The 14,935-nt window shown below is 67.8% G+C and carries 6 protein-coding genes and 1 tRNA gene; all 7 read right to left on the bottom strand.

Annotation, left to right across the window (positions count from 1 at the left end):
- Positions 1–94: 94 nt before the first annotated feature.
- Positions 95–2,245 carry a site-specific integrase gene (locus tag E6C72_RS15175; RefSeq protein ID WP_247882144.1) on the bottom strand — a complete coding sequence of 717 codons (2,151 nt, stop codon included), beginning with the start codon at positions 2,243–2,245 and terminating at the stop codon, positions 95–97.
- Positions 2,246–2,564: 319 nt separating this feature from the next.
- Positions 2,565–2,638 (bottom strand) — tRNA-Gln (locus E6C72_RS15180).
- 161 nt (positions 2,639–2,799) lie between these two features.
- Positions 2,800–5,004 carry a 4-alpha-glucanotransferase gene (gene malQ, locus E6C72_RS15185; RefSeq protein ID WP_109083881.1) on the bottom strand — a complete coding sequence of 735 codons (2,205 nt, stop codon included), beginning with the start codon at positions 5,002–5,004 and terminating at the stop codon, positions 2,800–2,802.
- A gap of 119 nt (positions 5,005–5,123) precedes the next feature.
- Positions 5,124–6,212, bottom strand: a complete 1,089-nt coding sequence (locus tag E6C72_RS15190; RefSeq protein ID WP_247875446.1) for a two-component system response regulator — start codon at positions 6,210–6,212, stop codon at positions 5,124–5,126.
- A gap of 158 nt (positions 6,213–6,370) precedes the next feature.
- Positions 6,371–8,509, bottom strand: a complete 2,139-nt coding sequence (gene glgX, locus E6C72_RS15195; protein WP_109083880.1) for a glycogen debranching protein GlgX — start codon at positions 8,507–8,509, stop codon at positions 6,371–6,373.
- A 546-nt stretch (positions 8,510–9,055) separates the two neighbouring features.
- Entirely contained in the window at positions 9,056–11,338 is a 2,283-nt protein-coding gene (glgB, locus tag E6C72_RS15200; protein WP_371298442.1) for a 1,4-alpha-glucan branching protein GlgB, read from the bottom strand.
- A 146-nt stretch (positions 11,339–11,484) separates the two neighbouring features.
- Positions 11,485–14,862 carry a maltose alpha-D-glucosyltransferase gene (gene treS, locus E6C72_RS15205; protein WP_109083878.1) on the bottom strand — a complete coding sequence of 1,126 codons (3,378 nt, stop codon included), beginning with the start codon at positions 14,860–14,862 and terminating at the stop codon, positions 11,485–11,487.
- Between the last annotated feature and the right edge of the window lie 73 nt (positions 14,863–14,935).

The raw sequence follows: 14,935 nt of genomic DNA on the forward strand, positions 1-14,935 counted from the left end.
TCCTTACCGAGGGCACCACGTTCGTGCGGTGCCGGGAAGGGAAGATCGGTTCACACGCTGAGGGCATCCTCCGAACCTGCGGAAGCTTCCCCACTCACGCGCATGGCGGCAGCACCAGGCACAGCTGGCCGTCGACCATGGCCGTGTGGAGGCGGTAGTTGATCGACGCGATCGCCTCGGTCAGCTTCGCCAGCCGCGCGCCCTTGTAGTAGCGGTTCCGGGTCTGCCCGTGCTGCGCGTGCCCCATCAGCTCGCTCACCCGGACATCCGGAACCTCGCGGTTGAACAGGTGCGTGTCGAAGCTGTGGCGAAACGAATGAAACGAAAGCCGTTCCCGCTTCATCCCAATGTACTCGAGGTAGCGGCTGAACCATTCTCCAAGGTTTTCGCCGGCGCGCGTCGCTTTTTCCGGCCGGAGGCCGGGGAACAGGTCCCGTTTGCCGGCGCGTTTCTGCGCGTCGACGTAGTCGAGGAAGCCGAGCTCGAGCAGCAGCGGGTGGATCGGAATGATCCGCTTCGAAGAGGGGGTCTTCACGCTCTTGCCGTCCTCCGGAATGACGTCGATGCACCAGATGCCGACGGTCGGAACACCATCCTCATCCTTGGGCGAGAACCGCCGCAGACGGGGCCACGGACCCGACGGATTATCGAGATCGACATCCCAGTCGGTGAAGTCCTCCTGATCGAAGCAGCGCAGTTGGATGTCGGTGGTCAGCAACTGCGCCGCTTCGCCGAGCCGCACCCCCTCGAGGGCAGCCAGCAGCGGAATCCAGAACTTGGCGTCCTTGACCGTGCTGGAGCCTGGACGATGCCGGTAGTCGATCCCGGCGCAGCCGGTCCAGCACGGGCTGGCGAACAGCTTGCGGAGGTCCGCGCTCAAGAAGGCTTCCCGATCGGCGTTGGCCGCGCGTCCGATATCCTTCTGATCGTAGCGGATCTTGAGATCGAGCAGGTCCCGGTCGATCGCCACCTTCATCGTGGTCCGGAGCCAGCGGAGCAGCCCCTTGATCTTGTCGAGGTGCTTGTTGACGGTCTTCATCGACAGGCGCGGCACCTCCGCGTCGCGCATCTCGTGGGCCAAGTTGTCGCGGTCGATCTGTCCGTCCTCCGCACGCGCCATCACCGCAGCCTGCTGGGAGGCCGTCACCGCGTCGGCCCTGGCGACGGCCTCGGCGCCGGTCATGTTGCGATAGGTGCCGCGGCCGAACAGGTTCGGAACCCGGTGCAGTTCCCCCCGGAACCGCAACAGGTCTTCTTCCGTCACCTCGACGGCACGGCGGTCGCCGATGAGGCTGGTGAAGAGCTCCGCGGCAACGCGGTAGTTCCTCTCCTCCTCCTTGCACAGAGACGCTGTCTTGAAGGGGTTCGCATCGCGCTGACGGCGGCGGACCCATTCGCCCATGGCCTGCTGGATCGTCCAGTCCTTTGCCGGGCTGGACCTCTGCGGTTGGTGGCGTGCTTCCGCCTCCGTCGCTTCGGGCGTCCGGTCGACAATGGTGGCAGAGTGGGCGATCGGGCTCGCGGGAGCCGCGGCAGGGGAGGTCGTGACGAGCACGGACGCCGCCGCAGCGACGGCGGGCTGAGCGGCCTGGGAGTGCGGGTGGGCTTCCACCTCCGTCCGGACGGGCACCGGACTGGCGTTGGGTTCAACGGGGTCGATTGATGCCACGGGGGCCGTGACCGAGGAGGACTGCGCCGCCGGCTGCGCAGGCATGACGGTCGGCACCGGCGCTGGCGGCGCCACGACGATGGCGGTCCGACCCTCGGCTCCGGGAACCGCATTGCCCGACGGCGCGCCGGCCGGCATGCCGACCGCCATGCTGCTGGCCGGCAAGGGCGGCAGGACATCCGCAAGGTCGTCGTCGTAGTGATTCTGCTCCCGTTCGGCGTTGATGCGGTGGATGCGGGGAAGCCCGCGCAGCACCAGCCGCGCGAGGTAGCTGTGCTCGGCCGTCTCCGCCGCCGGCACCGGCAGGCCGACGGTGACGGCGCGCTCGAGCACCGCGCGGGCGGCGTCGAGCCGGTTGTGCCGGACGGCGTCCTCGATGGTGGCGACGGCGTCGAGCTCGGCCTGGACACGCCGGGCGATCTCCTCCGGCCCCCGCTCCCCGCCCAGAGCACGCGCCACCTCTGCCCGTTCCAGCTCGCCGAGCAGGATCGGTTGGAGGAGGGCGCGGAGCGCGCTGGTGTCGATGGTGCCGGCCTGCATGACCTCGCCGAGGAGTGCGAGCACGGCATCGACCACGACGCTGAGACGCCGCCCTCGCTGCCGTGCGAGGCCGGGCATATTTGTCCGCAGGGAAAGGCGTATCTCCCGACCGACGATTTTTCTCGAAGAATTTTCCGGGGCGCCGACATCCCCGACCGCAGCCCCACAGGCCGGCAGGATCCGGCGCCACCAGTAGACGGATCCGCGGCGGTAGAGATGGACCCCAAGCGACATCCCCGGCACTCCCCCGTAAAGGGCGCCGAACCGTCGTTGGCACAGGCTGATGGCACAGTTGGGGGACAAGCCTGCTGGCTTCGCCCTAAGTGCCTGATGTGCAAGGATTTCTAGGAAAGGTTGGTTGGGGGACTAGGATTCGAACCTAGGCTGGCGGAGTCAGAGTCCGCTGTCCTACCGCTAGACGATCCCCCAGACCGTCACCGGAGCGGCTCGTTTGCCGTGCCCCGTGGTGTGGGCGGGTTTATAGCGACCACATGGCGGGCTGTGAAGAGCTTTTTTCGCTCCGGATGCATTTTTTTCAGAAGCAGTGCGCCGGCCCGGTTTTCACCCCCCGGACCGGCGGCCTCTGTCGGTCAGTGCGGTGTGATTCCCATCATTGGGGCGATGATGCTGCGCAGCTCGTCGTCGTCCGCCAAATCCTCCAGCTTGCGCGGAAGACGGCGGCGCCAGTTGGGGTGCTGGTCCACCGTGCCGGGCAGGTTGGGCTGCTCGTCGTCGGCCAGCGCATCCTCGATCTGCACCATCACGATGCGGGAAGGCGTGCGCGCCAGATAAGCGTGGACGGCGGCGGACAGCTCCACGCCGAAGGGCTGGTCGCCATCCTCGGTCGGATAGCAGTCCGGACGCAGCCCCTCGCGCGACAGGGCCTGCAGCAGGCGCCAACGGTCGACACCACGGTCCCAGCGATCCTTGTCGCGGCTCGCATCGTCCGGATAAAGGCCGAGGCGCTGGCGCCAGTCGAGATCGCGGCCGGTCCAGAAGCCCTTGAAAGGCGCAAGGTCATGGGTGCTGACCGTCGCCATCGATCCGGCAGGATATTCGCCAGGGGACTTGAAGCCGCCGTCGGCGGTGCGCTCGAAATAGAGCACGCGGTAGCTGAGGATCCCGGCCTGCTCCAGGGCCGGGCGGAAGCCGTCCGGCACGGTGCCCAGATCCTCGCCGATCACCACGCAACGGTTGCGCCGGCTCTCCAACGCCACGATGCGCAGCATGTCGTGAAACGGATAGGCGACATAGGCCCCGGGGCTGCCATCCTCCGGGATCCAGAACAGGTGCTGCAAGGCCATCACATGGTCGATGCGCAACGCCGCGGCATGACGCATGTTGGCGCGCAGAAGCTCGATGAAGGGGCGGTAGGCGGACTCTCGGAGGCCCAGCGGCGACAGCGGGGCAAGACCCCAGTTCTGCCCGTTCATGTTGAACTGGTCGGGCGGCGCCCCGACATTGGCGCCCTGAACCAGCATCGACGGATCGGCCCAGGCAGACCCGCCGCCGGGATGGGCGGCAACGGCAAGGTCGCGGTAGAAGCCCATGCCAAGGCCGGCTGACCGGCCGCGCGCCGCAGCCTCGCCCAGTTGGCGGTCAGCCTCGAACTGTGCCCAGGCGAAGAAATCGACGCGGTCGGCATGCTCGGCGGCGAAGGTCGCAACCTCGGCACTGAGCGGGTCCTGGAAGGCGGCCGGCCAGCTCCGCCACATCCATTGCGAAGAATCCTGGCGGAAGAAATGCTCGTGCAGGGCATCGAACAGGGCGTGGCGGTCGAGCGCCGCTCCCATCTCCTGCCGGAAGGCGGCATAGGCGGCCTTGCGCGGATGGTCGTCGGACAGGCTGCGGAAGCGGGTGTGCAGGGCCTCCAGCAACGGCAGCTTCAACGCGGCGACCGCGGGATAATCGACCAGTTCCGCCTGCCGGGCGGCGGCCAGCGCAGCCTGGAAGTCGGGGTCGCCGATCCGGGCGCGCAGATCGTCGGCACCGGCGAATTCGGGGACAGAGGCCGGATCGATGTAGAGGATGTTGAGGAACTGGCGGCTGGACGGAGAATAGGGGCCGATGTGGTTGGGGTCCGCCGGGAACAGCGCATGCAACGGATTGAGGCCGACCAGTCCGGCGCCGAGCCGCCCGGCAACCTCGGCGAAGCCGGCAAGGTCGCCGAAATCGCCCATGCCCCAGTCATGCTCCGAACGCAGCGAATAGACCTGCAGCCCGATACCCCAGCTGCGGCCGGCCGGCACCATCTCCTCCACCGTCACGCAGCGGTCGGGCGCCACGATCAGGGTGGTTGAGCCGGACGGCCCCGCAGATGGCTCCGCAGCTCCGCCGACAGCCTCCACATGCAGGTCCAGCCGGTGATAGCCGATGGGCAGGGAAACCGGCAGCAGTGCGCCAAGCGCTCGGCGCTCATAGGCGGCGCCGTCCAGGGTGGCCCGGTCGGTCACGGGAAGCTCGCGGACGGTGATGCGGCCGCCCTGGGCGGTCCCGCCCTCCGGCGTCAGTTCCCACACCAGCAGGGCGTCATCCAGGCCGGCCGGCAGGGCGACGCCGAGATCGATCCCCTGCCCTTCCCCGGCGACCAGAACCGCTGGCAGCGGACGGCTCCAGGAGTGGCGTTCCACCGTACGCAGACTGTTGGCGACCTGTTCGTCCGTGGCGGCCGGCAATCCCATGGCGGCGATCAGCGCCCGCTTGGTGGCGGCCGAGGTCTCCCGCCGGTTCCCCCAGATGTCGTGATAGTGGGGTTCGAGTCCAAGCAGATCGGCCAGCCGGTCGAGATCACTCATGCAGGGTCCCCGCAGGTTGTACGGAAAGAAGGATGGGGCTTAGGGATTGGGGCGGCGGCGGCTGGCGTCAATGCCGCACGGCGGCCTATGCCATCGGATCGCATCCCGCCGCCGACCATTCAGCCGGCGGCCAAGGCCGTGCCCGCCGCAGCCGGCGGCGACGGCGGCGGTGGGACGGAAGAGTCGTTGATCACCTCGCCGGGCGCCGCAGCGGTGGAAGCCGGCAGCGCCGATGCAGCGGCGGCCTTGGCCTGGGCGATCTGCTCCAGCCGGATTCGATAGCCGGCGACGGCGGACGACACCTCGCGCGTCATCGCCTCCAGCGGGCGGTCGGGGTCGACCGCCTGCATCAGGGCGCGGGACAGCGCCTGCAGCTGGTCGCGGTCGTCGGCGGAAACGGGCCCCGTTTCGGCGGCCGTGCGAACCTTGTCGGCCAGGGTCTTGATGGCGCGGGCGACCGCCTCCACCGGCGCATGGTCACCGTCGTCGCCCAGCCGGCGCAGCAGGTCGTCCAGGAAGCCGCCGATGCGGCCGACATGGTCGACGGACATGCGGTCCGGCGACGGCCGGGCCAGACCGTCCAGGGCGAATTCAACCAGAAAGGCGACCTGGATGCTGGCGCGCAGCCGCTTCTGAGTGGTGACGGTGGCGATCGCCTCGTTCAGCAGCATGCGGGCGCCGGACTGGGTCCATTGGCCGGTGGCCTTCAATCGCAGCGTGTTGGGGGCGTCCAGCACCGGCACCTGCGCCCCTTCGCGCGGTGACTTGCGGCGATCGGGGCCGGTGTAATCGGCGGTAACGACGAACCCCTTGCGCGACTCGATCAGGCTGATGATGCGGTCGCGCACCTGCTTGGGCGAAACCGGCTTCATCAGCAGGTCATCGCCGCCGGCATTGGTGACCCGGGTCAACAGTGCCGGGGTCGGTGCCCAGGTGGTGACGATGATGCCGGCGAAGGGGTTGGACACGCTCGGTTCGTTGCGCAGCGACCGGATGAAGCGGAAGGCCTCGGAATCCTCGCCATCGGCATCCACCAGCACCAGATCGGGCACGGTGGCACCCAGCAGACCGGCGGCGGCCTTCACTTGGTCAAACAGCTCCACCCGCCGAAATCCCAGCCGGATCAGCACGTCGCGGAACACGCGCGCGGTGTTGATCTGGCTATCGATGATCGCGGCATCGGCCTGTGAGAAGTCGTAATCCGGCATCGTCCTACCCGAAGCTCCGCTGCGGCTGTGACGGGAACGCGCGGCACAGTGTAACACGCTTTGTCTTCGCCCGTCGCGGTAGCATCTCCACCCGGGCGGCGCATTGACAGTGGGCAAAGGATCGCAGGGCGGCTCGCCGCCTGTGACATGCCCGCCCCTCACATGCCCGGCTGTTCCACAAGGGTGAAGACCAGGACCGTCCGCCCGTCGACCAGCACCGACCGGCCGGCAAGATGCATGCGCTCGTCCCCCGCCCCGTCGGCGACACGGGTGTCGAGCACACAGCGCCAGCCCCGGCCGCCCGGCACGTCGGGCAGGGTCACGGTCAGAAGGTCGGCATGGGCGTTCAGCACGATCAGCAGGACGCCATCGGACAGCGACTGCCCGTCCGGCCCGACATGGGTGCCGGCACGGCCGTTCAGCAGCAGGACGATGCAGCGGGCCTGGGTGTTGCGCCAATGCTCCGCCGTCTTTTCCACTCCTTGCGCGTTGTACCAGACGATGTCCTTCAGCCCGTTGGCCGCGACCTCCCGTCCATGCAGGAACAGGGGGCGGCGCAGCACCGGATGAGCGCGGCGCAGCGCGATCAGCCGGCGGACGAAGGAGACCAGCGAGCCGTCGCGCCGGCTCCAGTCGAGCCAGGTGATGTCGTTATCCTGGCAATAGGCGTTGTTGTTGCCGTCCTGGCTGTGGCCCAGCTCGTCGCCGGCCAGCATCATCGGCGTGCCCTGCGACAGCATCAGCGTCGCCAGCATGTTGCGCTTCTGCCGCGCCCGCAGTTCGACCACCGCCGGATCGTCGCTCGGTCCCTCCACCCCATGGTTCCAGGAGCAGTTGGAGGAATGGCCGTCGCGGTTCTCCTCGCCGTTCGCCCAGTTGTGCTTGTCGTTGTAGGAAACGAGGTCGTGCAGGGTGAAGCCGTCATGGGCGGTGATGAAGTTCACGCTGGCCCAGGGGCGGCGTCCGCGCTTCTCGAACAGGTCGGCGGAGCCGGCGATGCGGCCGGCCAGTTCCGGCAGCATGCCGTCGTCACCGCGCCAGTAGCGCCGCACGGTGTCGCGGTAGCGGTCGTTCCACTCCGCCCAGCCCGGCGGGAAATTGCCGACCTGATAGCCGCCGGGACCGACGTCCCACGGCTCGGCGATCAGCTTGACGTCGGCCAGCACCGGATCCTGGCGCACGGCGTCGAGGAAGCCCGAACCGGGGTCGTAGCCGTAGGGCTCCCGCGCCAGCACGGTGGCGAGGTCGAAGCGGAAACCGTCGACATGCATCTCCGTCACCCAGTAGCGGAGGCTGTCCATCACCAGCTGGACCACGCGCGGGTGGCTGAAATCCAGCGTGTTGCCGGTGCCGGTGTCGTTGATGTAGTGGCGCGGGCTGTCCGGCAGCAGCCGGTAATAGCTGAGATTGTCGATGCCCTTGAAGGACAGGGTCGGCCCCAGATGGTTGCCTTCGGCCGTGTGGTTGTAGACGACGTCGAGGATGACCTCGATCCCCGCCTCGTGCAGGCGGGCGACCATCGTCTTGAACTCCGACAGGACGCCGGTGTTCATGTAGCGCGGCTCCGGCGCGAAGAAGCCGATGGTGTTGTAGCCCCAGTAGTTGGTCAGGCCGCGGGTGACGAGATGCTGCTCGTCGGCGATGGCCTGGACCGGCAGGAACTCCACCGAGGTGATGCCGAGCGCCCGCAGATACTCGATGACGCTCTGGGTCGACATGCCGGCGAAGGTGCCGCGCAGATGGGCCGGCACCTCGGGATGACGCATGGTGAAGCCGCGGACATGGGTCTCGTACAGCATCGTGTCGGTCCAGGGCACCCGGCGGTGACGGTCGTGGCCCCAGGTGAAGGCGCCATCCACCACCCGGCATTTCGGCATGCCGCGGGCATTGTCGCGCCGGTCGAAGGAGAGGTCTTCCTTCGTCGAGCCGACCCGGTAGCCGTAATGGGCATCCGACCATTTGAAACCGCCGAACAGCGCCCGCGCATAGGGGTCGAGCAGCAGCTTGTTGGGGTTGAAGCGGTGTCCCTCCTCCGGCTCGTACGGACCGTGGACGCGGTAGCCGTAGAGCAGGCCGGGCCGCGCGTCGGGCAGATAGCCGTGCCAGACCTCGTCGGTGTGTTCCGGCAGGGTGATGCGTTCCACCTCGCGCTGGCCGGTCTTGTCGAACAGGCAAAGCTCCACCCGTTCGGCATGGGCGGAGAAGATCGCGAAATTGACGCCGAACCCGTCCCATGTGGCGCCGAGCGGATTGGGCTTGCCGGGCCAGACCGGGGTACGCGAGGGGGTGGAGGGCATCAGCGGGCGGCCTGTGTGGTGGATGTCTTGGAGGTGATCGTCAGGGCCGGCGATGCAGCGGGGCGCCGATCGGAGAGTCGGCGGATGGAACGTTTGGAACAGGATGAAACAGTTTTCGGAAGGTGTTCCATCGTTTCACGGCCCTGGCGGCACGGCGCCATGCGGTTCGCCGGCCGGTTCCGCAGCGCGTCATCAAGGGGGGTAACAGGGTTCCTATCGACCATCAGCCAACGCACGCCTCACCGGTTCCCCGAAAAGACACAAGGGATCCAATAAGAAAGCCTCCCCCCGGCGGCGTCAAGGGAGGTTGGCAACGATGGGGCGGGTGGCCGCATTTGGCGTGATCGCCCTCTCCCGTCTCGGAAGAGGGTGTGAAATGCGCCGCACCGGTCAGGTCGGGAACGCACCGAACGGGGTCATGACAGTGCAGCACCCCGTGCAAGTGGGGGCTGTGCCTTCTGCACCCCCTCATCCTAACCTTCTCCCCAGGGGGGAGAAGGGATGGGTGTCGGGTTGGAGGAGCGGGTGCGGGTTGGGCGGAAGGGGCTACTCCGCCGTCCGCTCCAGAATCAGCGTCGACAGCGGCGGGATGGTCAGGTCAAGCGAGTGGGTGCGGCCATGCCAGGGGGTTTCCTCGGCATAGACGCCGCCGCCGGGGTTGCCGACGCCGCTGCCGCCGTACGTCGCGTCGTCGGTGTTCAGCCGCTCGACATAGCGGCCGGGCAGCGGCACGCCGACGCGGTAGCCCTGGCGCGGCACCGGCGTGAAGTTGCACACGGCGATGACGATGTGCCCGGACTCGTCGGCCTTGCGCAGGAAGGTGAAGACCGAGTTCTCGTTGTCGTTCGACTCGATCCACTCGAAGCCGGAGGGGTCGCAGTCGGTCCTGTGCAGCGGTTCCAGCTCGCGGTAGAGGTGGTTCAGGTCGCGGACGAGGTCACGCATGCCCCGGTGCATCGGCTGGTCCAGCAAATGCCAGTCCAGGCTGCGCGCCTCGCTCCACTCGTTCCACTGGGCGAACTCGCCGCCCATGAACAGCAGCTTCTTGCCGGGATGGGCGAACATGAAGCCGTAATAGGCGCGCAGGTTGGCGAACTTCTGCCAGTCGTCGCCCGGCATCTTGTTGATCAGCGAGCCCTTGCCATGCACCACTTCGTCATGGCTGAGCGGCAGCACGAAGTTTTCGGAGAACTGGTAGATCAGCCCGAAGGTCATCTGGTGGTGATGGTAGCGGCGGTGGATCGGGTCGTTCTGCATGTAATGCAGGGTGTCGTGCATCCACCCCATGTTCCATTTGTAGCCGAAGCCGAGACCGCCGAGGTAGGTCGGCTTCGACACCATCGGCCAGGAGGTCGATTCCTCCGCCACCGTCATGGCGCCCGGCTGCTGGCCGTAGACCAGCTCGTTCATCCGCTTCAGGAAGGCGATGGATTCGAGGTTCTCGCGTCCGCCGAACTTGTTGGGGATCCACTCCCCTTCCTTGCGGCTGTAGTCGAGATAAAGCATGGAGGCGACGGCATCGACGCGCAGCCCGTCCAGCTTGTACTGGTCGAGCCAGAACAGCGCGTTGCCCAGCAGGAAGTTCTGCACCTCGGTCCGGCCGAAATTGTAGATCAGGGTGTTCCAGTCCTGATGGAAGCCTTGGCGCGGGTCGGCATGCTCGTAGAGATGCGTGCCGTCGAAATTGCCCAGCCCATGCGGGTCGGTCGGGAAATGGCCGGGCACCCAGTCGAGCAGAACGCCGAGGCCGGCGCGGTGGCAGGCGTTGACGAAGTCCTTGAAGTCCTCCGGCGAGCCGTGGCGGGCGGTCGGCGCATAGAGGCCGATGGGCTGGTAGCCCCAGGAGCCGTCGAACGGATGCTCGGTGATCGGCAGCAGCTCGATGTGGGTGAAGCCCATGTCCTTGGCGTAGGGGATCAGCCGCTCCGCCAGTTCCTGATAGGTCAGGAAGCGGTTGTCCTCCTCCGGCACCCGCGCCCAGGAACCGAGATGAACCTCGTAGATCGAGATCGGCGCCGTGCGGTCCGACGACGACAGCTTGCGGCTCTGCCAGTCCTGGTCGCGCCACTCGTAGGACGGCAGGCCGTGGACGACCGAGGCGGTGGCCGGGCGCATTTCCGCCTGGAAGGCGTAGGGGTCTGCCTTGGCCGGCATCAGGTTGCCGTTGGGACCGCGGATCTCGAACTTGTAGCGCTGGCCGGCATGGGCGTGGGGGACGAAGATCTCCCAGACGCCGACCTCGACGCGCCGGCGCATCGGCATCCGGCGGCCGTCCCAGTTGTTGAAGTCGCCGACGACGCTGACGCTGCGGGCGCTGGGCGCCCAGACGGCGAAGGACACGCCGGCGACGCCGTCGACCTCGCGGGGATGGGCGCCCAGCTTCTCGTAGGTGCGCAGGTGGGTGCCCTCGGCCAGCAGATGGACGTCAAGCTCGCCCAGCATGTTGCCGAAGCGATAGGCGTCCTCGAACTCCTGGGTCGCCAGCGGGTACTGGGCGCGCAGCCGGTAGCGGAAACGCTCCGTCCGGTCGGGCAGCACCGCGCGATAGAAGCCGTCCGGGTGGATGCGCTCGGCCTCGCCGGCCGGCTCGCCGGTGGCGCTGTCGATCACCCACAGCTTTTCCGCGCCGGGAACGAAGGCACGGACCTCGACCGGGCGGCCGGGGGCTTCCTGCTGCATGCCGAGCACGGCGAAGGGGTCGCCATGGTCGGCCCGCGCGATGGCGTCCGCCGCCGCGCGCAGGGCCTCGGCCCGGTGGTCGGCGGGGCCGGGGTTGCGGCTTTCGGAGACGCCGGTCTGCGCCTGGTCCTTGCGGGTGTCCGTCGTCATGTCGCTCGCCATTGGCCAAGTGCCCTTCTTCGTGGAGGCCCTGTCGTCCCGTGGACCATACCCGTTCCGACGCCGGGACGCCTTCTCCGGACGTGAACATACCCGCGGCGGTTTCGTCACACCATGCCCGCCGCGGATTTGTCCGGCTATTCCTTCGCGCCCGCCTCTTTGGCGCCCTCTTCCTTGGCACCGTCGAGCAGCCCCAGCACGCCCTTGACCGGGATGCCGATCCAGTTCGGCCGGTTCGCCGCCTCGTAGCCGATCTCGTAGAAGGCCTTCTCCAACAGGAACAGGGTCAGCAGGCCGCGCGCGGTGTCCTCGCCCCCCTGATCGTCCGCCGGCCAGACCGGGCAGCCCTCGATGGCCGAGCGGTAGCCGTCGAGGAAGGAGTCTACGCTGCGGCGTTCCCAGTCGCGCGCGGCGGCCAGTGCCGGGCTATCGCCGCTGTTGGCCCCCTCGCCGGCACTGTCCAGCCGGAACAGCGCCGCCCAGGCGGCATAGTTGAAGGAGCGCAGCATGCCGGCGACGTCGCGCAGCGGGCTGGATTTGGCGCGGCGCTCCTCCAGCGTCTTCGCCGGCTCCCCTTCGAAGTCGAGGATGTACCAGTCGTTCTGCGCCCGCACCACCTGCCCCAGGTGATAGTCGCCATGGATGCGGGTCTTGACCCCGCCGGGCGGCATCGATGCCAGCGCCGCAATCCGCTCCATCGCCTCCGAACGGCGGAACAGAAGCTGTTCGGCGTCGGTCCGCACATCGGCGGGCAGGCGGTCCAGCGCTCCGGGCAGGGCGGCGAAGGCGGCCTCCGCCTGGACGCGGACGGCGGCGGCCCAGCGCGCCAGATCGTCGGCGGCGATCGGCTCCGGATCGAAGGCGGCGTTGCCGGTGTTCTGCGCCAGCGCCCGGTGCAGTTCGGCGGTGCGCTGCCCCAGCGTGGTCATCATCACCAGATGCATACCGAAGGGCTCGCCCGATTCGGCCGCGTCCTCGGTGGTGCCGGCGACGCCCAGGCGGATGTCCTCCAGCTGGCGCTCCAGCTCCTCCACCGTGCTGGCCCAGCCGTCGCCCTGGTTGCGGACGAAGGCCTGGGCCACCGCCAGCGCGGTCGGGGTGCCATCGGCGGCGACCTGCTCCACCGTGCCCAGCAGGGCGGGGGTGTTGGCGAAGCCGACCTCGGTCAGGAAGCGGCCCATCTCGACCTCGGGATGCTCGCCCTCCACCAGACGGCGCAGCACCTTCAGCACGATCTGGCTGTCGACCAGGACGGAGGTGTTGCTCTGCTCGACGCCAAGGCGCCGCACTTCGGCCTCCGGCGACAGCTCGATGGCGCCCAAAGCCTCGGTCGGGGTGAAGCGGATGCTGTCCTCGCCAGCGGTGGCCTTCAGCGTGTCGCCGCGCCGCAGCGCCTCGATCAGCGCCAGGGCGAAACCGTCGGCCTGCACGGCGTCATAGATGGCGCCGGTGCGCGGGCCGCGCCGCACCTTGGCCAGCGTGTAGGGCAGCAGCGGCCAGCCGGTGCCGCCGGCCCCGTCCTCCCAGCTCATCGCCATCGGCAGGAAATAGCTCTGATCGGCGGCGTCGCCGTCCAGCCCAACCCCACTCAGGCCCACTTGAGTTCGGACCAGCATGAAGCCTTCGCCCGGCCCCGGAAGCTGGGCGGCGAGGGTGACGTGGGAACGGGTGATGCGGCGGTCCTTGGCGGAGAACCAGCGCTGCTGCGGCAGGAAAGCCTGCAGGATGTCGCGGCCCAGCTCGTCCGCCGCCTTGCCGCTGGTCAGGCTGTGCCAGCCGTCGCGGACGACGACGGTCAGCAAGTCGGGCACCGGCTCCGGCGGGGTTTCGTGCCAGGTCGGCAGCTCCGCCTCGGCGGTCAGGGCGAACCAGTAGAAGCCGTAGGCCGGCAGGGTCAGCAGATAGGGAAGGTCGCCGATGGGCGGGAAGACGGTGCGGCCCAGCAATTCGACCGGGATGCGGCCCTTCCAGGTCTTCAGGTCGAGCTCCACCGCCTGGGCCGAGCGCGACAGGTTGGCGACGCACAGCGCGATCTCCGACCCGTTTTCCGTCTCCAGCGAGCGGATGTAGGCCAGGACCTTGCGGTTACCGGGATAGAGCAGCGAGAAGCCGCCGCGGCCGAAGCTCTGGCGCTGCTTGCGCACCGCCACCAGCCGCTTCATCCAGTTCAGCAGCGAGGAGGGGTTGCGGGCCTGCGCCTCGACATTGACCGCCATGAAGCCGTAGATCGGGTCGAGCACCGCCGGCAGATAGAGCCGCGCCGGGTCGGCGCGCGAGAAGCCGCCGTTGCGGTCGATCGACCATTGCATCGGTGTGCGCACGCCATCGCGGTCGCCGAGATAGATGTTGTCGCCCATGCCGATCTCGTCGCCGTAATAGAGCACCGGCGTGCCGGGCATCGACATCAGCAGGCTGTTCAGCAGCTCGATCTTGCGGCGGTCGTTCTCCAGCAGCGGGGCGAGGCGGCGGCGGATGCCGAGGTTGATCCGCATGCGCCGGTCGGCGGCGTAGAAGTTCCAGAGATAGTCGCGCTCGGTGTCGGTGACCATCTCCAGCGTCAGTTCATCGTGGTTGCGCAGGAAGATGGCCCACTGGCAGTCGGCCGGGATGTCGGGCGTCTGGCGCATGATGTCGGCGATGGGATGCCGGTCCTCCATCGCCACCGCCATGTAGATGCGCGGCATCAGCGGGAAGTGGAAGGACATGTGGCATTCGTCGCCGCCCCTCGAAGGATCGCCGAAATAGGGCAGCACGTCCTCCGGCCACTGGTTGGCCTCGGCCAGCAGCATGCGGTCGGGATATTCGGCGTCGAGTGCGGCGCGGATCGCCTTCAGGACATCGTGGGTTTCCGGCAGATTCTCGTTGTTGGTACCCTCGCGCTCCTTCAGGTAGGGGATGGCGTCGAGCCGCAGCCCGTCCACCCCCATGTCCAGCCAGAAGCGCATCACCTTCAGCACCTCCTCCAGAACCTCGGGATTGTCGAAGTTCAGGTCGGGCTGGTGCGAATAGAAGCGGTGCCAGTAATAGGCGTTGGCGACCGGATCCCAGGTCCAGTTGGACTTTTCCGTGTCGCAGAAGATGATGCGCGTGCCCTGGTATTTCTGGTCGCTGTCGGACCAGACATAATAGTCGCGGTGGTTGGACCCCGCCGGCGCCTCCCGCGCGCGCTGGAACCAAGGATGCTGGTCGGAGGTGTGGTTGATCACCAGCTCGGTGATCACCCGCAGGCCGCGGTTGTGGCATTCCTCCATGAAGCGCCGGAAATCCTCCAGGTTCCCGTAGGTCGGGTTGACCGAGGTGTAGTCGGCGATGTCATAGCCGTCGTCGCGCAGCGGCGATGGATAGAAGGGCAGAAGCCACACGGCCGTCACCCCCAGTTCCTGGATGTAATCCAGCTTCTGGGTCAGACCGGCGAAATCGCCGATGCCGTCATTGTCGGCGTCGAAGAACGCCTTGATGTGCAGTTGGTAAATGACGGCGTCCTTGTACCAGAGCCGGTCCTGCCGATCGATCATGGGTCCAGCACTTTCGAGAAGCGATTGACGGAACATGTGTCGCGGGAACACGGGACGGAAACACGCCACCGGG

The sequence above is a fragment of the Azospirillum sp. TSH100 genome, from assembly GCF_004923295.1.
In the GTDB taxonomy this organism is placed as follows: Bacteria; Pseudomonadota; Alphaproteobacteria; order Azospirillales; family Azospirillaceae; genus Azospirillum.

What these genes read in the sequence shown, in the direction of transcription:
- malQ (WP_109083881.1), bottom strand. Translation starts at nt 5,004, where the DNA reads ATGAGTGATCTCGACCGGCTGGCCGATCTGCTTGGACTCGAACCCCAC.
- E6C72_RS15190 (WP_247875446.1), bottom strand. Translation starts at nt 6,212, where the DNA reads ATGCCGGATTACGACTTCTCACAGGCCGATGCCGCGATCATCGATAGC.
- glgX (WP_109083880.1), bottom strand. Translation starts at nt 8,509, where the DNA reads ATGCCCTCCACCCCCTCGCGTACCCCGGTCTGGCCCGGCAAGCCCAAT.
- glgB (WP_371298442.1), bottom strand. Translation starts at nt 11,338, where the DNA reads ATGACGACGGACACCCGCAAGGACCAGGCGCAGACCGGCGTCTCCGAA.
- treS (WP_109083878.1), bottom strand. Translation starts at nt 14,862, where the DNA reads ATGATCGATCGGCAGGACCGGCTCTGGTACAAGGACGCCGTCATTTAC.